The following is a 19,778-nucleotide window of genomic DNA, read 5'->3' on the forward strand; positions in this document are numbered from 1 at the left end:
CACTCAAAATTAGTGTTTGTGGTGAACTGCTGGTTTAGTGTCAGCCTTCGCTTGCATAGGCTCTAGGTTCATTCCACATTTCGGGCATGTATCACCCTCTTTCCCTGTTATATCTGCGTTCATAGGGCAGGCATGGGTGTCAGCAGATGCACTGTGTTCATGAGCCGATGTCTTATGGTGCGGGCAATTATCACAACTTTGACCATTAGAGGCGCTTTTGACAGCAGTTAAGTTCATACCGCATTTAGGACAAGTATCACCTTTTTTTCCTGTTACCTCAGGATGCATAGGGCAGGCATGATCGGCCTTCATTTCATGGTGTTGAGCATGTTCTTGCTGCTGAGAATGATCGTGTGCAGATACGGTTGGCGCAACTGAAATCAAGATAAAGGCTGATAAAATAAGGCTAATAAGGGTTTTCATTTATAAATTCCATCATATAGACGGCCGTCTAGATTTGATCTAATAGATCGAAAATAAGTAACGGCTAATATAAAACTAATCACAATGAATAACAGTCTTAATTAAGCATAATAAGTCGATAGTCTGACAGACAGAACAAATCGTGCTGTTAAGAATTTAATTATCAATCGGATCGATACAAATAATTGTTTTAAAGATATAGCTTTGCAAGCAGTCGATAGGACTACTGGATTTAAGATTAAAGCATCTTAAGTCCTATATTTAAGCTATGGGAGGTCTGATATCTTTAGAGATTGAGATTGAATGGAAATGAGGCATTTGAGTGGCCAATGCTAACTCTGAGGGACTAAATCCTGGCCAAGATTTAGTATCGAAAAGAGTGCCTGTCATCGAGATAACGAGACAATGATTACAATCACCCTGGCAGTATCCGTTGCCGTCACAGCAGCTCTGAGCTTCGTCGGGAAGCACATCGTCGAGTCGCTCTGAGTCGCAGCAATGGGGGATGTTATCTGTCTGTTCCGAGTGGCAAGCAGCTCCATCTTTCATACTCATCATTTGTGAATGGTGTGAACCAGACATCATGGCTTCATGTGCTTGTGCTTTTCCTATCATCATAGACCCATTAGATAGCAGCCCTTGGCTCAGCATCGCGAGCAGGGTAAAGGCTATTAATGTGTGACGACGAAAAAACGTAAACATAAAGTTTCCAATAATGAGTTGTGGCTAGTCTAACATGAGTAAGTAATAGTGCATTGACAGAATTCACATTTATCGACTTTGGCTAGTTGGACTCTTCGATATATCTGCTGATGAATATTACTCATTCAATTTTGCTTCATTAACTGTATTCGGACAATCGTCATCTAGCCAATTCAATAGGTCTTGATATTGAATTGGCTTAGATTTTATCAAGAGTTATTCTCTAGCCAGTAGAAGCTGAGCCATCAGTTGGTGGTGAGTAAGCAAGGTGACATCTTTACTCTCTCCTTGGGTTTCTTTTAGGGTGATCACTGGATTATCGATAAAGTCATGGGCTTCTTCTTCGGTATATATCACAGGTGTTATGGCCTGATACTGTACCTGCTCGTTCGAACTCAAGATGAGGTAGAGAGGCGCCGATTTTACCCAGGCGCCCGAGTCATCGGCATTGACTTCGAAGATGTCGTGATACTTAAGCTCGATGAGATTCTTACCCTCGGCAAGTTGAATCTCGTGGGTGCCAAACTTGGTTTCACCATTGATGCCGGTAACCGAGAGCGAATCGGGGAAAGAGACACTAGCGGCTGAAGATGAGAAGCTAACTAGACTGGCAAAACTCAGGGCTGCGATTGTGATTAATGTTTTCATAATAGACTCCAATTGGAACTATGCCGAGACAGAAATAAGATCCAGAAGGCTGTAGACTATGTGGGCTCTAAGATAATAGTGAAGAGCACCTTCATAGACACAGGAATTTGGCTCTGTCTTGAGGCAAAAAATATAATAAATTGTTTTGGGTGTGCCTCTAGCAATATGCCAGAGCGCCGAGCTGATAACTGTTAAGTTAAGCTTATCCAAATTGGAGGGGGGTTAAACGTTGCGAGGTCTGCGGTCTGCGTCGACCATGATAGAGTCTGAACTTTACCACTGGATTCTGGTGATGACAGAGAAAATTGAGCTTGAATTAAGATGCCACTAGCGCTGGCACAGTGAGAGATACATCCTCCTGCGCCCATCATCTCGCATAGGGCATCACAGTCGATAAGAATGTCGCTATCACTCGTCGACATACTAGCGACCATCATGTCACATTCTTTCTCCCCATGGGTCATAACCATCTCAGCTTTCGAGCCTGTGTCTGAATCAGAGAAATATGTAACTTGTGATTCGATCGTTGAACTCTGTAGGGCTTGGCCCATGGACATCTTCATCGGTATATTTGAACTGTCCATCTCTGACATATGAGCATGAGTAAATGCGTGCAAAAATCTTGGCATAGCCATCACTGGTGTAAGCATAAATTGCCCCACTAAAGAGATGATTAATACAAGATGTGTAATTTGCTTCAAGATTTCTCGCTCTTAATTCGTTAAATGAATAGTGTGTCGTTCTAATAGACCCAGCAATTATATAAAAAGTTTCAAACTTTGAAAATATTTTTTTGATCGAGGTCAATAAAGGGGGGAATATAAAGTTTTGATATTTGAAGAAATGTAAAAGCTCTGCTTTATCAGTGGATTGAGGTCATTACCTTGCTAAATACATGGGTTTGGCTTAACTTTAGCTAGAGTGAATATAAATTGAGCTAAGTGCTATTTTCTCCATTTCGCAATATAGAGTTAGAGCTAGATCTCATTTGTACTATTTCTCTCAGATCAGACGGTAAGATCTGGTTTATAATTTTTGCCATAGAGATGAAGTAAAAATAAGTACTAAACATAAGTATTAAGTACTAAATAAAAATCATATTTTACGGAGAAGAGTGATGAACTGGCGTGCCCTATTTAAACCAAGCGTGAAATACTCAATATTAGCCCTATTAGTGGTTGGTGTTGTAGTCGGTGTTGTTGGCTACTTTGCTACACAACAAACTTTACACGCGACAAGCTCAGATGAATTTTGTATGTCTTGTCACAGCAATCACTCTTTGAAAGATGAAGTGTTGGCTTCAGCACATGGCGGAGGTCGTGCGGGCGTGACTGTTCAGTGTCAGGATTGTCACTTACCTCATAATCCTATTGAGTACATGATTAAGAAGATCATCGTATCTAAAGATCTATATGGGTTCCTGACTATCGATGGCTTTAACACTCAAGAGTGGTTAGATGAAAACCGCAAGGAACAAGCCGAACACGCGCTTAAATACTTCCGTGCTACCGATTCAGCTAACTGTCAGCATTGTCATACTCGTATCTACGAGAACCAGCCAGATACTATGAAGAAGATGGCGAAGAGAATGCATGAGCGCAACTTCAAGAAAGAAGCCGATAAGCGCAAGACTTGTGTAGACTGTCACAAGGGTGTTGCACACGTTTATCCTAAGGGATAAGCCTTAAAGCTTAGTGCCGATACAGAGTAACCTTGAAAGTCCCATAGTTAGCACTATGGGACTTTTTTATGCTTGTTCATCTATAGGCATAAACAAGCGACTTTTATTAGGTCCGTATGAGTCTGTACCAGCTTGTATCATTATGAGTTAATATACTCAGAAGGTAATTACTTATCTCTAATGTTCCTGCTTTTTTCAGTTAAATGGATAGGTATTCAACTTACTTCTACAGGGGAGGTCTATGTCAAACCGTTCACCTCTCATTCGTATCGAGGGAGTATTGGCGTATATTCACGATAATTTGCATAAGAGCCTGTCGTTAGAGGAGCTAGCCGAGCAGAGTTGCTGGTCCAGATGGCAGCTGCAGAGGGTTTTTCAGGGGCAAACTGGTTTGAGTGTTGCTCAATATGTCAGAGAATTGAAGCTGAGCCTGGCGGCTGAGCGCATGCTCACCGGCGGCGAGCGTATGCTAGATATCGCCTACGAGTTGGGATTTAACTCTGAGGTGAGTTTTAGTCGTGCTTTTAAACAGTTTTTCGGTGCTAGCCCGCGGGAATATAAGCTCAGAGGTTTGAGAGTGGGCTTGAGAAACCCACTGACCAAGCTAACAGATTTGGCCTCAGGCAGTGTGGTAGACAGCGCTTTTCTGCAGACCCGTATCGAATACAGACCCGCATTCAGCATCCTTGGAGTATCTTCGCCCATCAAGGGGGTGCTCTCAGATTCTCCTGATTTCTCTACTATAGTCCCGGAAACTTGGTGTAAGTTACATAGTGCTCTGGATGCAGGCTCTATTCCTGCCAGCGGGCTAATAGGTGTCGTCGATACCCGTATGATTGGCGAACCGCTTATCAGCTATTGGGCTGGAGTTGAAAGTCAGGCTATCAAACTTGGTGGTCAAAAAAATCACCAGACATTGGGTTTGTTAGAGATACCAGCCCAAGAGTATGCGGTTGTCTCCTATATCGGTGCCATCAGTGGTTTTTCTCATGTGGTTGAGTGGTTGATCTGTACCTGGTTACCCGAGTCCGGATACTCGGGAGTCGAAGGCTTCGAGCTCGAGACCTATGGTGCCATAGAAGATCGTGGTAATGAGGCCTGTACCGAGATGGAATACTGGCTGCCTGTAGATAAGAAAGCTTAAGCCTGCTTTGCCTGAACAGTAAAACTTTAATACTGTGTAACTAAAGTTTAGCTGGCTCGACTGCTTCCCCCTGTCCCTATAGATATTGTGATTTTCCTCTCGAAATGACCAACAAGTTTAATATTTACATTCCCATGCACCAAATTGTTAATTTTATCTCCGTTAAAGACTATATCATTCATTTCTGATAATCATTCTCATTTATATTCTCATAAGCAACTTGGTGTGCTGTTGAGAAAGCTAACCTGAATTTAGTAGAGGGCTCCATGGTCTCAAGTAAGCGTAATCTGGTATTTCATCGCACCGTTCTGGCCACAGCAATTATGGCTTCACTGTCATTCACGCAGTTCGTCAACGCGGAGGAGTCTGATGAATCTGTGGTTGAAACTCCTCAGATGGAGACCATTACCGTACTCGGTCAAGCATATCGAAACACGGCGACTAAGACTTCGCTACGCCCGGAGGACACCCCCCAGGGGATCACAGTTATCGACAGTGAGCTGTTGAAAGAGCGCGGTGTTAAGTCTTTAAATCAGGCCCTAAGATATGTTCCTGGCGTGACTACCGAGCAAAAAGGTGGCGCGGTGACCATGTATGACACCTTTAATATTCGTGGTTTCGATGTTAACCAGAGCTACTATGACGGCCTGGTGCTGCAGTCGCTGACGGGCTGGAACCTGCAACCTCAGATCGATCCTATTGCTATCGAGCAGGTGGAGGTATTTAAGGGGCCGACCTCTGTGCTGTATGGTTCTATGCCGCCGGGTGGCATGGTCAACATGATAGCTAAGACGCCACAAACTATGCCTAGCACAGAGATCACGGCAGCCACAGGTTCAGATAATTTGATGGAAGCTTCGATCGATACCACGGGCCAGATTGGAGACAGTAACTTCTCATATCGCATCGTTGCGTTAGCGCGTAAGAAAGATGGCCAAGTGGATCATACCGAAGAGGAACGCTACGTTTTTGCGCCTTCTTTGGACTGGAATATCTCAGATAGCACCTATATTAACTTTAATCTCTATTATCAGAACGATCCAGCCATGGGAATGAACTCTTCATTACCATCTTCTGGGATGATCTATGATAATGCTGCGGGTAGTACCAGCCCGTCTACCTTCGCCGGTGATAAGAATTGGAGTACCTTCGAGCGTGAGTTCTGGATGGCAGGTTATAAGCTAAATCATGACTTCAACGATAATTGGTCTTTCCTACAGAGTTTCCGTTATCTGGATGCTCAGCTGTATCAGGAAAATACCTATCATGTGGCGGATAACTTCGACCCGGTCACGGGCAACTTAGACAGAAATATCTACAGTACCGATGAAGACTCTAGCGGTTATACGGTCGATAACCAGCTATCGGGCAACTTCTATACCGGTAATCTAGAACACAATGTGTTGATCGGGGTCGATTACCAGAGGATGAGTGGAACGTCTGCATACTCTGAGTTTGGTACCACTAGCCAGTTTGGTGATTTCAATATCTTTAATCCAAATAATGACATGATAGATCCGAGCAAACTGACCTCTACCTATGAAGCCAGAGACAATGTAAAACTTGAGCAGTTAGGCTTCTACTTTCAGGACCAGCTACGTATAGACAAGCTTATCCTGATCGCCGGTGGCCGTTTTGATGACTTTAGCGCTTCGAGTCAGTACACCGATAGTGATGCCAAGACTGAAGCCAATCATAATCAGTTCTCTTACCGTGTCGGTGCCATGTATGAGTTCGATAATGGCGTCTCTCCCTTTATGAGCTACGCCACGAGTTTCGAGCCTGCGGCCGGCACTAAGTCCGATGGCAGCACTTATAAGCCTGAACTCGGTGAGCAGTTTGAAGCGGGGCTCAAGTATATCTCGCCGGCTCAGGATATGACGGCCAGCGTCTCCTATTTCAACATAGTGAAGAGCGACGCCCTGATGGCTGATCCGAGCGATCCCTGGGGAAATAAACTCCAGGTCGGTGAGGTGCAATCCCAAGGACTTGAGCTCGAGGGGCAGTGGTACCTGACGGACAGTTTCGATATTTTAGCCAGCTACACCTATATAGATATGGAGATCACTAAAGACAGTGGTAACGATCTTCAAGGGAAGACGCCCATCTATGTACCCGAGCATACGGCGACATTATGGACTAATTATTACATAGATTCTGGCGTCCTCAGCGGCACGCGTATCGGTGGTGGTGTACGTTATGTTGGTGAGATGCAGATGGATGCCAATAATACAGACAAGGTCTCTTCATACACCTTAGTTGATCTCTCCCTTGGCTATGACTTGAGTACATTGAGTAGCAACTTAGCCGGTGCCAGCATGACGCTTATCGCTAATAACCTATTCAATGAGGAGTATTATACCTGCTACGACTCGATGAACTGTTGGTATGGTGCAGAGCGTACCGTCGAGTTGAACGTTAAATATAACTTCTAACCTGCTATCTAGGTTGGCGGAGAAAGGGAGCTCCGTCAGCCCTATTTTGGAGAAAAATGTGAGCCAAGCGGATTTTGAACTGCTCTTTGAGCAATGTAAGCGAGTGACGCCTTATCTGAAGGGGGAGCTTGGTCGTTCGTTCAAGGGGATGATTTCCCAGCATGGCTCAAACCTGCCGCAGATTAAATCTCTCTATCGTGAGTTACAAATCAGTACTCCCGAGGCCGAAAAGGTATATTGGCTGACACGCAGCTGGGATCTGTTGACCTGGCAGCCTCTCTATCTGGCATTTGTCGCCATCTATAATATGAAGTCGCTGCCAAACCTGGGTAATATGGCCCAGTATCATAGAGGCGATCTCATCGCCGGATTCAGGTTCGATAACACTGAGTGTATTCAAGGTGATTATGAGGGGCTGATAAGCCGAGCGGGTCAACAATTGTCGCAGATGTTTGAGCACTACAGAAGCGAACTCGATTTATGGATACGTTGTCGTCCAGGGTTTGTGCAGCATCTGCTAGCCGACGCCTTGCTGGCTAAGCTAATCCAAGTACAGCAGCGACATAGGGAGATGACCGATGGCTTTATCTTGCACCACGCAAAACTTTGGTTAGCGGCATTTAATATCTCAGACAAGCATTTGGCATCTCTGTATCTGTCTAAATTAGATAATAAGCTCAGATTAAGCCGCACCAGCTGTTGCTCCGTATATAAGACTAAATCGGGTGTCCTGTGTGACAATTGCCCGCGTTTAAGAAGAAACAAAGATGTATGAATTAACCGATGTCAAAGTGATACGTGGTGAACGTACCATTTTGGATATAGATGCCCTACAGATAGATCCCCATGCCCTCACTGTGGTGCTGGGCCACAATGGTTCCGGCAAGTCGACCTTGGTCAACCTGCTCGCTAATCAGTTTCCCCCAGAAGAAGGCGAGGTAACATTAGCGGGTAAGCCACTCATCAGTTATAGCCCCAAGCGGTTAGCACAAATCGTGGCTTACTTGCCACAAAAATTGCCTGAAGTGGCAGGGCTGAATGTGGCAGAATTAGTACGCTTGGGGCGCTTCCCTTGGCGCGGTGCTTTAGGACGCTGGCGTAAAGAGGATGATGAGATCATCGCTCAGGCCATGGCGGAAACCGGAGTCGAGGCGTTTAAAGATACCTTAGCCGATCAACTTTCCGGTGGTGAGCGTCAACGAACTTGGGTCGCCATGTTGCTGGCACAACAGGCTGATTTGTTGATACTGGATGAGCCAACTTCGGCCCTAGACATTCATCACCAATATCAATTGATGGAGCTATTGAGTGAGTTAAACAAGAATACAGGCAAGGGCGTGATCGTCATCCTGCACGATCTCAACCTAGCTTTGCGCTTCGCGACTCAGATAGTGGCGCTTAAAGCGGGCAAGATAGCCTTTAAAGGGGAGGTGGATGTTTTGCTCGATGAGCAGCTGCTATCAGCTCTCTACTCGACCCCCGTCAGGCTTATCGATCATCCGGAGCTAAATCATAAGGTCGCGGTCGTATGCTAGCGGCTCAGTTAAGCGCAATATTAGCCAGAACGATGTTGATTACAGCAATAATATTGGTGTCTTGGGGGAGTCAGGCAGAGATTCAAGTGCCTGTTCAGGTCCAGGATAGTCGAGGACTGCAGATGTTAGCTCAGGTGCCAAGTCGTGTCGCCGTATTGAATTGGGATGTGGCCGAGCAAGTGCTGGAGCTGGGTATCACTCCTATCGCCATGCCGGATATTGCCGGATATCGTGAGTGGGTAATGGAACCGCAAGTCCCCGAATCCGTGCTGGATATCGGCACCCGAGTCGAGCCTAACTTTCAGCGTTTGGCTGCCTTGAAGCCCGATGTGATCATTATAGCATCGCCTCAGCTCGACCTCTTACCTAAGCTTGAGCTGATAGCGCCAGTGCTGTTTTTCCAAACCTACAGTGAACATCACGATAATGCCAAGGCCGCCATCGACAATTTCAAACAGATCGCTAAGGCGCTAGGGCGAGAGGATATCGCTGCTCTGAGATTAGCGAAAATGTACGCCAATATAGAACAGATGAAGGCCAGATTAGAGGCGGCATATCCAGACAGCTTACCTAAAGTGACCACTTTCCGTTTTGCCAGCATGACCTCCATCTACCAATATGGTGATAACTCTACCTCGCAATATGCTCTCTCTTTACTGGGTATCGAGCCCGCGATTGCTCAGGGCCGAACTCAATGGGGCGCGAGACAGAAAAGATTGAAAGAGTTGCGTCATGTGGATGATGGTATCGCCTTATATTTTCGCCCCTTTGCTCAAGAGTCTCAGCTGGATGCTAGCGTGATGTGGCATGCAATGCCTTTCGTTCGGGCTAAGAGAATGAACTGTGTCGAGTCGGCCTGGAACTACGGCGGTGCCATCTCTATCGAATATATGGCTCAGGCGCTGACCAATAGCTTGCTTGAGATTGCGCCCGTTAAACCGGAATTGACCCGAGTCTCAATATCAAAACAACAGGGTGAGTTAAACCAGTAATGCACAAATATCAATTTTTCCGCTATAGCACGACTCTGTTATTTTTACTGCTCATGACTGCCATGTCCGCCCAGGTCGATACTCAAATATCACTATCTAGCCAATGGCATCTGCTGGTGGATTTTTCCCAGCGTCACCTATTGGCGAACAGCTTCGATGAGATCATGTTTGTCGAGTCTCAATTGCCCCGTATTGTGATGGCCATCATGGTGGGAGCTACTTTAGGCTTAGTGGGTAGTTTGATGCAGCAGTTAACCCAAAACCCCCTGGTTTCTCCACTTACCTTAGGTACCGCTTCGGGAGCCTGGCTAGCCTTAGTTGTACTCAATGTATGGTTTCCCGGCTTTGTCGGTGAATACGCTTCACTGGCTGCCATGATTGGCGCCATCTTGACCTTGGGTCTGGTGATCTTGATCACAGGTATTCGTAACATGTCAGGATTGCCTGTGGTACTTGCTGGCATGGCGGTAAATATCTTACTCGGGGCCATAGCGACGGCGATTATTTTGCTCAATGATCAATACGCAAAAAACTTGTTTATCTGGGGTGCCGGAGATCTGGCGCAAAATGGCTGGCTGCAAGTACAGTGGCTAGCGCCAAAGCTCTCTGTTGCTGTGCTTATTTTTATCTTTGCACCACGGATTTTATCATTACTGCGTATGGGGCAAATTGGCGCAGCAGCAAGAGGCCTTAATATTGTTCCTGCTTTTCTTGGGCTCTTTGCCTTGGGGTTGTGGCTGGTGGCTTCATCTATCACTGCCGTAGGGGTGATCAGTTTTATCGGCCTGCTTGCGCCAAATATCGCCAGGCAACTCGGGGCCAGAACTCCGAAAGATGAATTATTTTTCAGCATGTTGCTCGGTGCTCTGGTGCTGGTGGCTACCGATGCCCTGGCCATGTTGCTGAGTACCTATACCTTCGATCTGGTGCCGTCGGGGACGGCCGCCGCTCTGATTGGTGCGCCGGCACTTATCTGGTTCACCCGGCGCAAGATGGGAGCGCAAGATCAACTGTCTCTTTCTTTACCTAAGAGTCGTTATCAGATGAGCCCCAAGGCCCTGCCCTTGATGGCATTATGCTTACTGGCTCTGGCTGTCATCTCGCTGTTTATCTCTAAGGCAACCGTGGAGCAGGAGATTGTCTGGCTGTTCTCTTTCCCTGATGCCTTCGGTTGGCAAATACGTTGGCCGAGATTGTTGACCTCGATAGCATCGGGTGCAGGCCTTGCGGTTGCGGGCGTCTTGCTACAGAGATTGATCTACAACCCGTTAGCGAGCCCGGACATATTGGGGATCTCGGCCGGGGCAACATTGGCCTTAGTGGGTGGGACTATCTTCCTGGGATTGAATATCTTCGACGGTACTCCGGCCATTGCGTTTATCGGAAGCATGTCTGTCTTGGGTCTGCTGCTGATTTTGGGGAAACGACATCAATACGCGCCCTCCATGCTGGTGTTAACTGGCATAGCTTTGACCGCGCTTATCGAGGCCATGGTGCAGTTCGCTCTTGCACGAGGCGATGAGACCTCTTATACCATCTTAAGTTGGCTCGCTGGCTCAACTTATAGAGTCACCCCCGTATCGGCACTGGTGCTCACCGCTGCCGTGGCGCTATTAATTTGCTTTGCTTTGTTAACGTCGCGCTGGTTGACGCTGATCTCGGCGGGGCGAGAGTTTGCCAAGGCCAGAGGCCTAAACGTACCTGGAGCCTTTATCTCGTTACTCTCTTGTGTGGCACTCCTGTGCGCCATAGTCACAGCTACCATGGGGCCGGTGGCTTTCGTCGGCCTGCTTGCACCTCACATGGCGGTGATTTTAGGCGCGAAGAAGGCTGAGTTACAGATCCCGACTGCTGCTTTGCTCGGTGCCAGCTTGATGGTGTTTTCAGACTGGTTAGGCCAAAATTTGGTATACCCATCCCAGATAGCGGCTGGCACTTTAGTCGCGATCGTTGGCGGACTCTATTTTATTGCTTTGCTAATCCAAGGGAGACGCACTGCATAGTAAGGATGCAGGTTTCCTTTGTTACGTTGCGGGAGCTCTCTTCTATTGAGTAGGCGCTAATTAAGGCATAAGTAGACTGTAATTAATTGCTTGCAGCAGGCTTATATATAACTACTTCTATGACTCGCAGCGAGTACGGTCCCTGTATGCTCTGCCAAAGCATCCCTGTTTTGGAAGGTCATAGCCGCAGTTACATGGAGTGTTTTCTCTTCGATGATACGGTGTTGTATTTTTACTAGTTGCAATAAAAAAACTTTTACTTTCATGTTGTTATTGATATAAAGGCTGCATCATTTAACAATTGATTGTCGTTATGAGTATTCCCCGCACTAGATATCATTTTATCTTAGCAACCATGCTTATTTTCATATCTGCTTCAGCGATAGCGGATACTTCCAGTTCATCTCCCGTTTTTACTGCTGAGCAGCAGTTAGTACTCGAAAAATATACTCACGGGATCGATAGCAAGGTCGGAGACGTCAGTAATAAGCTTGTTCTTCTTGAACAAAAAATTGATGCTGACAATGATGCACAGACTATTAAGGACAATGCAAAGCAAGCGGCACTTGATAGCCAGTTGGCACTTTATAAGCAGGAAAGTGAGACTAAGAATACTTCGTTGACTCTAACGAGAGAAGCTCTTGAAATTAGCCAGCGCTCTGTTGATCTCTGGTTAGGGTTCCTGAGTTTATTGCTTGCGGCTGCGACTTTCTTTGTCTGGCGTATGAGAGCGACAATTCAGCAGGAATGGGATAAACAAAAAAATCAAATCTCAGCAGAACATGGTGCGGCAATACAAGATATTGATAGATCCAAAGAGGTCCTTACAAGAGAGGTTAAAGAGTGCCTAATTGAAGCTAGAGAACGCATAAAAGAGTTACGCGAAGAGCTAAATCATGCGCGTTCTATTAATGGAGATATCGGAAAAATTCACGATAAAGCAGAAGCTACTTTGATTAGTGCGAAAGATAATACTCCTGAACAAATTGATGATGTTATTCGCAAGAATAAGGCAAAGGCAGATGAATCCGCTCAATCTGCTTTAGTGGCAATAGCGATGGAACTAGAGCAAGGAAGTGATTGGGAAGCTGCAAGTAACAGGTGGCTAGTATTGACTGAGCTATCTCCTAGTAATGCCGATTATTGGTTCAATTATGCTTATGCGCTTTATAAATCAATACAATTAAAAAAATCAGAAAATAATACTAATCGGTTAAATCTGGTATGCGATGCCTATCGTCGGGTAACCGTATTAGATCCAAGTAGTCATGTTGCATTTTATAGCTTGGGGATTTTACTTGGAGAAAGAGCTAACAATTTGAAAGGTGTAAAACAGCAAGTTTGTTTTAAAGAATCTGTTGAGATGTATTATAAGGCAAGCATATTAAGCCCCAATGATGCTGATATTTATTATCATTGCGGAACAGTTTTTTTGAAGTGGGCAAGGACTCTAGAAAATGATTTTAGAGACAGTACTTTATTAGAAGCGGAGAATGTTTTATTTAGAGCTCTAAAACTAAAGCCTGAGAAAACATATAATTTAGCTTGTTTAAAGACTCTTCAGGGGGAGTTCGAAGAGGCAAGAAGCTTTTTAGAAATCGCAAAAGTTAGTGGGGATTTACCTGATTCAGAGCATCTTAGAGCTGATTTAGACTTAGAAAACTTACATAAATTATCTTGGTTTCAAGACCTACTGGCTGAGGTTAGTGAGTTACCAGAGTCCGGAGATACAGTTTGTTAACCACTGCTCTGATACAGCTGTGGGCGTCGGTAGCAGGGATGCTACCGCCGAGCTTATAGGGACATACTTGCAGCGTTCCACTGAAGTATTAGAGCATTAAGCCTGCTGCAAGCAATTCAATGAAGGTATTTTTGCCGTATAGAAATAGCTAGAAACTACCAAAAGTTTGACTGAAAGTTATTTACCTTTGTTAACTGACAAAAGGCTCTGTTGTCGATAACTTAATAGGCTAAATATGCCGAAGGCGAACACGTTTAGGTAATCACTTTTGTGCAGAGTAAGCCGAGATTTGAATCGAGTATGTAAGATGACGACTTGAAAGCTGTGCATAAAAAGGGTCACGGCAAATAAGATATTCAGGATAACGGTGGTGTTACCTTCGAAGGGCTGAACTAGATTGTAGGTCATCATCAACCAGGCAAGCAGGGTGATAGCCTTACCCGTCATTATAAAAACGTTATTAAACTTCATTTTTTCTCTTAAAATGCTTTTTTAGTTTCAAATAGCGGCGCTAATCTGCGTAGCTCGTAGCTCGTAGCTAAGAGCCTTTAAGGCTGATATTGATACAGACGGTAGATGACTTGACCCGCCTTCTTCTCTTTTAACTGCACCCAGTCAGACGGTACGCTTAGTTGGTCCAGCTCGCTTTCAGTCTCCACATAGATCTGAGCATTTTCTTTGAGCCAATTATGTTCAGCGATTAATTGAATACTTTTTTCAGCGAGATCTTTTCTAAATGGGGGGTCAATATAGACGATATCGAAGCCTTCCAAGGGCTCAACCGTTAATAACTTAAGGGTATCGCCTTTGATGACATCGGCCATCGATGAGTCACACTTGAGGGTTTTTAGGTTCAGTTTGAGTTGCTCTGCCGCACTGGCTTGGAGCTCAAAAATCTTGGCATAGCTTGCGTAGCGGGAGAGAGACTCGAAACAGAGTGCGCCACTACCGCCGAAGCAATCCAATATTCGAGCGCCGCTGAGGTCACCAGCAAGCCAGTTGAACAGTGTCTCTCTGACTCTATCGGTTGTGGGCCTTAAGCCTTCGAGATCGTGAATAGGTAGACGTCTCGAGCGCCACTGGCCCGCGATGATTCTAACTTGGCCACTGGAAGGTCTATTTTTTGCCATCTCTTTACCCATCTGTTTAGCTGATTTTTGGTCTTAAGGGAGAAAGTGATAGACTATTTCGCCCAATGAAAGTCGATTATTTTACCCCAAAGCTAGTGGAAATGGTGAAAACCTGAGGTTATTGCTGGAAAAGGCTTGTTTCTCTGCATATTTACCCCTTTCTTGTGGTTATAATGTGGCCCAAAATTAGTTTACTTGTATTGCATCGCAAAAATAATTGTTTGAATGATTATTTACTGGCGAGCAATGGATAAGTAGCAGATAACATCAGATAAAAGTAGATAAACAAATACATGATTGGATGGTTTCATTGAGCTTTTATAGCAACAGAATCAGTAGTTCATCCAGTTTAAAAGTTAAGTCCGTTAGTTGAGCATTGGTATTACACATGGCAAAGAAAGGTTTTTTCTCCTGGTTTCGCAAAGATAAGTCAAAAGATGAAGTTGAGGCTCCAGAGGTAGAGGTTGCGGATAACGCTGCAGAGCTGGCGACAAAAGAAGCCGAGGCTCTTGTTTTAAAAGAAGCTCTAGTTTTAAGAGAAGCTGAAGCTCTGACAGAGGGTGAGGCCGCAGCGCTTGCAGAGAGAGAAGCTGCTGAACAAGAACGTCTTGCTGCACAAGCTCAAGCTGAGATAGAAGCGGCTGAACAGGCTCGTCTTGCTGCGGAGGCTCTTGCCGTGAAAGCGAGACAGGAAGCTGAGGCTCTAGTTTTAAGAGAAGCAGAAGCTCTAGCAGAGAAAGAGGCGGCAGCGCTTGCAGAGAGAGAAGCAGTTGAACAAGAGCGTCTTGCTGCTGAAGCTCTTGCTTTAAAAGAGGCTGAGGCTCTAGTTTTAAGAGAAGCTGAAGCTCTAGCAGAGAAAGAGGCGGCAGCGCTTGCAGAGAGAGAAGCGGTAGAACAAGAACGTCTTGCTGCACAGGCTCAAGCTGAGATAGAAGCGCAAGCGAGACAGGAAGCTGAGGCTCTTGCTTTAAAAGAAGCAGAAGCTCTTGCAGCACAAGAAGCTGCAGATCTTGAAGATGCTTCGGTGACACAAGAGGCGGAAAAGCAGCCTGAACCACAGGCAAAGCCGGTTAAAGAGGGGTTCTTTGCCCGGTTGAAGCGTGGCTTGAAGCGTACCAGTGAGAATATTGGTAGTGGTTTTATAGGGCTGTTCAAGGGCAAGAAGATCGATGATGATCTTTTCGAAGAGCTCGAAGAACAATTACTTATCGCCGATGTAGGTGTCGAGACGACCACTCGCCTGATCGAGAGTTTAACCGAGCAAGCGAGCCGTAAGCAGCTTAAAGATGGTGAGGCCCTATATGAACTACTGCGAGAAGAGATGCAGAAGACCTTAGAGCCTGTATCTATTCCTTTGGTTCCGGATAATGCCGATGGTCCCTTCGTGATCTTGATGGTGGGTGTCAATGGTGTCGGTAAGACAACGACCATAGGTAAGCTTGCCAAACAATACCAGGCCGAGGGTAAATCGGTTATGTTAGCAGCGGGTGATACTTTCCGTGCAGCGGCCGTCGAGCAGTTACAGGTCTGGGGACAGAGGAATGATATTCCGGTTGTGGCGCAGCATACTGGAGCCGACAGTGCTTCTGTGCTGTTCGATGCACTTCAGGCGGCACGCGCCCGAAATATCGATGTCTTGATAGCCGATACTGCAGGCCGTTTACAGAATAAAGCGCATCTGATGGACGAGCTAAAGAAAATCGTTCGGGTGATGAAAAAGTTGGATGAGAATGCTCCCCATGAGGTGATGTTGACCTTAGATGCGGGCACAGGGCAAAATGCAATTAGTCAGGCTGATCTGTTCAAAAAAGCCGTTGGTGTGACGGGTATTACGATCAGTAAGCTGGATGGCACGGCGAAAGGCGGAGTGATCTTTGCCATTGCCGATAAGTTCGGTATCCCTATACGTCATATCGGTGTCGGTGAGCAGATAGATGATCTACGCACCTTCGATGCAAAAGACTTTATCGATGCGCTTTTTACCCAAGACAACGAAGAACAAAAGTAATTTATTTAGCGCCTAGGCCAGGACTCTTTTCAGAGGGAAATGAGAACAGATGATTCAATTTGAGCAGGTAAGTAAAGTTTATCCGGGTGGGCAGAAAGCCTTAACTGATGTTAACTTTCATCTTAAACGAGGTGAGATGGCATTCTTAACCGGTCATTCGGGTGCCGGTAAGAGTACCTTGCTTAAGTTAATTACTGTGATTGAGCGTGCTAATGCTGGCCGGGTGTCCATTAATGGACACAATCTTGCCAACTTGTCTCGAAAAGATGTGCCGTTTCTTCGACGAGATATCGGCATGATTTTTCAGAACCATCACTTGTTGATGGAGAAGAGCGTTTTCGATAATGTCGCCCTGCCACTAGTGATCGAAGGCTTTTCCCATGGCGAGATAAAAAAGCGCGTGTTAGCGGCGCTGGATATGGTTGGACTCTATGGCAAAGAGCGCCACCACCCCATCATGCTCTCTGGTGGCGAGCAACAACGTGTGGGTATCGCCCGGGCGATTGTAAATAAGCCACCTCTGCTGTTGGCCGATGAGCCAACGGGGAACTTAGATCCTAAATTATCTATGGATATTTTGCGCTTATTCGAGACATTTAATGACTCAGGCACTACGGTACTGATAGCTACACACGACTTAGGACTTATCGCTAGAATGAAATATCGCACCTTGACCCTAAAGCAGGGGCGAGTGTTAGGAGGGGAGGAGCTTACTTCTGCTCCGGCAAGCCAATTTACCTTTTAAATCAATATGATGTCTAATGGCACACAGGGAATGACATGAGCAAGAAGCCTCAGCTAACCAGAAGCAAGTTACCCATCTCAGGTCGTATTGTGATGTTCTTCATTCGCCATATACAACATGCCATGGGAAGTATGGGCGAGCTCTGGCGTAATCCTGTCTCCTCTATCATGACTATGGCTGTGTTGGGGGTGAGTCTAAGCCTGCCGGCCGCACTACAAGTCTTAGTTAAAAATGCCGAGACGATAACTCAATCCTGGAACAGCGCCGCCGAGATATCGCTATTTGTCGACGATGCTCGTAGCGAGAGAACAATTCAAAGCTTAATTACCCGGATTAAGGTTTACCCTGAAGTCAGCGAAGTGAATTATATCAATCGTGAACAGGCACTCGAAGAGTTCCAGTCTCTGTCAGGATTCGGTGAAGCCCTTTCTTATTTAGATACTAACCCACTGCCGGCAGTAGTAACAGTGACGCCGAGTCTCAGATACTCGAGCCCTACCGGCGCACGTGAGTTGCTCAAGAAGTTAGAACTGGAGCCCGAAGTGAGCTTTGGCCGACTCGATATTGAGTGGCTGGAAAGACTACAGGCCGTGGTGAAGTTACTCGAGCGTACTGTGTTAGCCATTGCCGCCTTATTAGTGTTAGCCGTTGTACTCGTGATAGGTAATACCATACGTTTAGCCATCATGAATCGTCGTACCGAGATTGAAGTCATGAAGCTAGTAGGCGCGACGGAGGCCTTTATTCAGAGACCCTTCCTGTATACGGGGATCTGGTACGGCATCATAGGTGGCATCTTAGCTTGGATTATCATCAATCTTCTGGTCTGGTATCTCGACAGTGCATTGGCTGAATTATTGGGCTTATACGGTAGCCAGCTGCAGATGCAATCTCTGTCTCTGGCGGAGCTTGGCCAGCTTGTGGGGCTTGCCTCTTTCTTAGGTTGGTTGGGGTCATATCTCTCCGTTCGTCATCATCTGAGGGCGATCGAGCCTTCATAAATAATGCTGGAGGGTTTGTAACCTTCCAGCATTATAGCTTCCTATAAGAACAATGAAGCTTTATGAACTAATCTTCACTTGCCTTGTCTATTCACTAGAGGCGACACTATCGAGAAGTAAAACTTCTTTTAAAGTGGTCCTTAAAAATTCTGAAGACTCACTTTGAAGCTAGTTTGAAAAAGTAATTCGGAAAAAGCCGGAAAAAGAGATAAGTTAGTCGCAATTATTTCATCTTAGGTGTGTTGACATAAGTTGTCAGATCACCGATAGTTCTTCACCCTGCCCTTTTACCTCGGTATTTAACAGAGGGCAAACCGCAACAAATACTTTCATCTTGTTGAAATAAGTCGGTGCTACACTCTGTCTTGTATATCGATGAATGTATTGTTAGCAGTATTTGTTAGACGAGTAAGTTGAGAAAGAATAGGAGCGTGAATGACTGATCAAACGCAATTAATGGCACTTGTGGTTCCTCATGGAAGCGGTAGCCTGGAAGCTTATGTCCATTCGGCACACAACATTTCTATGTTGGAAGCCGAGCAGGAATACGAGTTGGCTAAGCGTTTACAGGAAACTGGTGATATACAGGCAGCGAAGCAGCTGATTATGTCGCATCTTCGTTTTGTTGTTCATGTTGCTAAGGGTTATGCCGGTTACGGCTTGCCTCAGGCTGATCTTATTCAGGAAGGCAATATTGGTCTGATGAAGGCGGTTAAGCGTTTCGATCCTAATGTTGGGGTTCGCTTGGTCTCTTTTGCCGTTCATTGGATTAAAGCCGAAATTCATGAGTATGTGCTTAAAAACTGGCGCATAGTGAAAGTTGCTACCACTAAGGCACAGCGCAAGCTGTTCTTTAACCTTCGTAAGGCGAAGAAGCGTCTTGGTTGGTTTAGCGATGCAGAAGTTGGTATGGTTGCCGAGAACCTGGGTGTATCTAAGGCCGATGTGACCGAAATGGAGTCACGCATGGCCGCTCAAGACCCTGCGTTCGACCTTGCCAGCGATAGCGACGATGACATTCAGGACTATGCTCCTGCCCTGTATCTTGAAGATCACTCTTCAGATCTTGCGAGCCAAGTCGAAACTGATAACTTAGAGGCCAGCAATCAAACTCGCCTTCTGGCTGCCATCAAGACCCTCGATGAGCGTAGCCAACATATTCTTCAGGCTCGTTGGTTGAATGAAGATAAGACGACGTTGCAAGAGCTAGCCGCAACTTATCAGGTTTCTGCCGAACGTATCAGGCAACTTGAGAAGAATGCCATGAACAAGCTCAAGGGCCGAATGGAAGTGTAAAGCTTGCTAGCCTAAATAGAGTCAACGAAAACCTGCCGCGGCAGGTTTTTTTATGTCTGGAACATTTATGCCGATAGCCCATAGCCGAGATGACGCTTCGCTGGTGGTGCTGAGATGACGCTTCGCTGGTGGTGCTGAGATGACGCTTCGCTGGTGGTGCTGAGATGACGCTTCGCTGGTGGTGCTGAGATGACGCTTCGCTGGTGGTGCTGAGATGACGCTACGCTGGTGGTGCTGAGATGACGCTACGCTGGTGGTGCTGAGATGACGCTACGCTGGTGGTGCTGAGATGAC

Annotated in this window: 18 protein-coding genes; 12 read left to right on the top strand and 6 right to left on the bottom strand. The window is 46.0% G+C overall.

Annotation, left to right across the window (positions count from 1 at the left end):
- Positions 1–9 precede the first annotated feature (9 nt).
- The 4 genes from FS373_RS23355 to FS373_RS23370 all read right to left on the bottom strand — a co-directional run bounded on the left by FS373_RS23355 (position 10) and on the right by FS373_RS23370 (position 2,474).
- A complete protein-coding gene (locus tag FS373_RS23355) occupies positions 10–423 on the bottom strand; it encodes a heavy metal-binding domain-containing protein (RefSeq protein WP_144044476.1) in 414 nt (137 codons plus the stop codon).
- Positions 424–684: 261 nt separating this feature from the next.
- On the bottom strand, positions 685–1,125 hold the full coding sequence (locus FS373_RS23360; RefSeq protein WP_144044477.1) for a hypothetical protein: 441 nt from the start codon (positions 1,123–1,125) through the stop codon (positions 685–687).
- Between the two features lie 216 nt (positions 1,126–1,341).
- Entirely contained in the window at positions 1,342–1,773 is a 432-nt protein-coding gene (locus FS373_RS23365) for a DUF2057 family protein (RefSeq protein ID WP_144044478.1), read from the bottom strand.
- 191 nt (positions 1,774–1,964) lie between these two features.
- Positions 1,965–2,474, bottom strand: a complete 510-nt coding sequence (locus FS373_RS23370; RefSeq protein WP_227993173.1) for a hypothetical protein — start codon at positions 2,472–2,474, stop codon at positions 1,965–1,967.
- Between the two features lie 416 nt (positions 2,475–2,890).
- On the opposite strand from FS373_RS23370, the gene FS373_RS23375 reads away from it, so the two are divergent.
- The 8 genes from FS373_RS23375 (at position 2,891) to FS373_RS23410 (ending at position 13,304) form a co-directional block, all read left to right on the top strand.
- A complete protein-coding gene (locus FS373_RS23375; protein ID WP_144044479.1) occupies positions 2,891–3,454 on the top strand; it encodes a NapC/NirT family cytochrome c in 564 nt (187 codons plus the stop codon).
- Between the two features lie 241 nt (positions 3,455–3,695).
- Positions 3,696–4,598, top strand: a complete 903-nt coding sequence (locus FS373_RS23380; protein ID WP_144044480.1) for an AraC family transcriptional regulator — start codon at positions 3,696–3,698, stop codon at positions 4,596–4,598.
- Between the two features lie 266 nt (positions 4,599–4,864).
- Positions 4,865–7,033 (top strand): TonB-dependent siderophore receptor, encoded by a 2,169-nt coding sequence (locus tag FS373_RS23385; protein ID WP_144044481.1) that lies wholly within the window; start codon positions 4,865–4,867, stop codon positions 7,031–7,033.
- A gap of 58 nt (positions 7,034–7,091) precedes the next feature.
- Positions 7,092–7,808: a siderophore ferric iron reductase gene (locus FS373_RS23390; protein WP_185976934.1), complete on the top strand. Its 717-nt coding sequence runs from the start codon at positions 7,092–7,094 to the stop codon at positions 7,806–7,808.
- Positions 7,801–8,568 carry an ABC transporter ATP-binding protein gene (locus FS373_RS23395; RefSeq protein WP_144044483.1) on the top strand — a complete coding sequence of 256 codons (768 nt, stop codon included), beginning with the start codon at positions 7,801–7,803 and terminating at the stop codon, positions 8,566–8,568. The genes FS373_RS23390 and FS373_RS23395 overlap by 8 nt, the downstream gene beginning before the upstream one ends.
- A complete protein-coding gene (locus tag FS373_RS23400) occupies positions 8,562–9,560 on the top strand; it encodes an ABC transporter substrate-binding protein (RefSeq protein ID WP_221937452.1) in 999 nt (332 codons plus the stop codon). The genes FS373_RS23395 and FS373_RS23400 overlap by 7 nt, the downstream gene beginning before the upstream one ends.
- Complete coding sequence (fhuB, locus tag FS373_RS23405; RefSeq protein ID WP_152830732.1) at positions 9,560–11,563, top strand: Fe(3+)-hydroxamate ABC transporter permease FhuB; 2,004 nt, start codon at positions 9,560–9,562, stop codon at positions 11,561–11,563. The genes FS373_RS23400 and fhuB overlap by 1 nt, the downstream gene beginning before the upstream one ends.
- Positions 11,564–11,876: 313 nt before the next feature.
- A complete protein-coding gene (locus tag FS373_RS23410) occupies positions 11,877–13,304 on the top strand; it encodes a tetratricopeptide repeat protein (RefSeq protein ID WP_152830733.1) in 1,428 nt (475 codons plus the stop codon).
- A 177-nt stretch (positions 13,305–13,481) separates the two neighbouring features.
- Here the strand turns inward: FS373_RS23410 and FS373_RS23415 are convergent, their stop codons facing one another.
- Entirely contained in the window at positions 13,482–13,775 is a 294-nt protein-coding gene (locus FS373_RS23415; RefSeq protein WP_152830734.1) for a DUF1145 domain-containing protein, read from the bottom strand.
- A gap of 77 nt (positions 13,776–13,852) precedes the next feature.
- Entirely contained in the window at positions 13,853–14,434 is a 582-nt protein-coding gene (rsmD, locus tag FS373_RS23420) for a 16S rRNA (guanine(966)-N(2))-methyltransferase RsmD (protein ID WP_185976935.1), read from the bottom strand.
- 388 nt (positions 14,435–14,822) lie between these two features.
- Between rsmD and ftsY the strand changes: the two genes are divergently transcribed.
- The 4 genes from ftsY (at position 14,823) to rpoH (ending at position 19,484) form a co-directional block, all read left to right on the top strand.
- The gene (gene ftsY / locus FS373_RS23425) at positions 14,823–16,442 is read left to right on the top strand and encodes a signal recognition particle-docking protein FtsY (RefSeq protein ID WP_144044487.1); all 1,620 of its coding nucleotides are present in this window, start codon (positions 14,823–14,825) and stop codon (positions 16,440–16,442) included.
- Between the two features lie 49 nt (positions 16,443–16,491).
- The gene (ftsE, locus tag FS373_RS23430) at positions 16,492–17,187 is read left to right on the top strand and encodes a cell division ATP-binding protein FtsE (protein ID WP_144044488.1); all 696 of its coding nucleotides are present in this window, start codon (positions 16,492–16,494) and stop codon (positions 17,185–17,187) included.
- 35 nt (positions 17,188–17,222) lie between these two features.
- Positions 17,223–18,188 carry a permease-like cell division protein FtsX gene (gene ftsX / locus FS373_RS23435; RefSeq protein WP_144044489.1) on the top strand — a complete coding sequence of 322 codons (966 nt, stop codon included), beginning with the start codon at positions 17,223–17,225 and terminating at the stop codon, positions 18,186–18,188.
- 435 nt (positions 18,189–18,623) lie between these two features.
- Positions 18,624–19,484: an RNA polymerase sigma factor RpoH gene (gene rpoH / locus FS373_RS23440; protein WP_144044490.1), complete on the top strand. Its 861-nt coding sequence runs from the start codon at positions 18,624–18,626 to the stop codon at positions 19,482–19,484.
- The last annotated feature ends 294 nt before the right edge of the window (positions 19,485–19,778 follow it).

The organism is Shewanella sp. YLB-07 (assembly GCF_009377275.1).

Coding starts and splice junctions, on each gene's coding strand:
- FS373_RS23375 (WP_144044479.1), top strand. CDS start 2,891: ATGAACTGGCGTGCCCTATTTAAACCAAGCGTGAAATACTCAATATTA.
- FS373_RS23360 (WP_144044477.1), bottom strand. CDS start 1,125: ATGTTTACGTTTTTTCGTCGTCACACATTAATAGCCTTTACCCTGCTC.
- fhuB (WP_152830732.1), top strand. CDS start 9,560: ATGCACAAATATCAATTTTTCCGCTATAGCACGACTCTGTTATTTTTA.
- FS373_RS23380 (WP_144044480.1), top strand. CDS start 3,696: ATGTCAAACCGTTCACCTCTCATTCGTATCGAGGGAGTATTGGCGTAT.
- rsmD (WP_185976935.1), bottom strand. CDS start 14,434: ATGGCAAAAAATAGACCTTCCAGTGGCCAAGTTAGAATCATCGCGGGC.
- rpoH (WP_144044490.1), top strand. CDS start 18,624: ATGACTGATCAAACGCAATTAATGGCACTTGTGGTTCCTCATGGAAGC.
- FS373_RS23355 (WP_144044476.1), bottom strand. CDS start 423: ATGAAAACCCTTATTAGCCTTATTTTATCAGCCTTTATCTTGATTTCA.
- FS373_RS23365 (WP_144044478.1), bottom strand. CDS start 1,773: ATGAAAACATTAATCACAATCGCAGCCCTGAGTTTTGCCAGTCTAGTT.
- FS373_RS23395 (WP_144044483.1), top strand. CDS start 7,801: ATGTATGAATTAACCGATGTCAAAGTGATACGTGGTGAACGTACCATT.
- FS373_RS23385 (WP_144044481.1), top strand. CDS start 4,865: ATGGTCTCAAGTAAGCGTAATCTGGTATTTCATCGCACCGTTCTGGCC.
- ftsX (WP_144044489.1), top strand. CDS start 17,223: ATGAGCAAGAAGCCTCAGCTAACCAGAAGCAAGTTACCCATCTCAGGT.
- ftsY (WP_144044487.1), top strand. CDS start 14,823: ATGGCAAAGAAAGGTTTTTTCTCCTGGTTTCGCAAAGATAAGTCAAAA.
- ftsE (WP_144044488.1), top strand. CDS start 16,492: ATGATTCAATTTGAGCAGGTAAGTAAAGTTTATCCGGGTGGGCAGAAA.
- FS373_RS23410 (WP_152830733.1), top strand. CDS start 11,877: ATGAGTATTCCCCGCACTAGATATCATTTTATCTTAGCAACCATGCTT.
- FS373_RS23400 (WP_221937452.1), top strand. CDS start 8,562: ATGCTAGCGGCTCAGTTAAGCGCAATATTAGCCAGAACGATGTTGATT.
- FS373_RS23415 (WP_152830734.1), bottom strand. CDS start 13,775: ATGAAGTTTAATAACGTTTTTATAATGACGGGTAAGGCTATCACCCTG.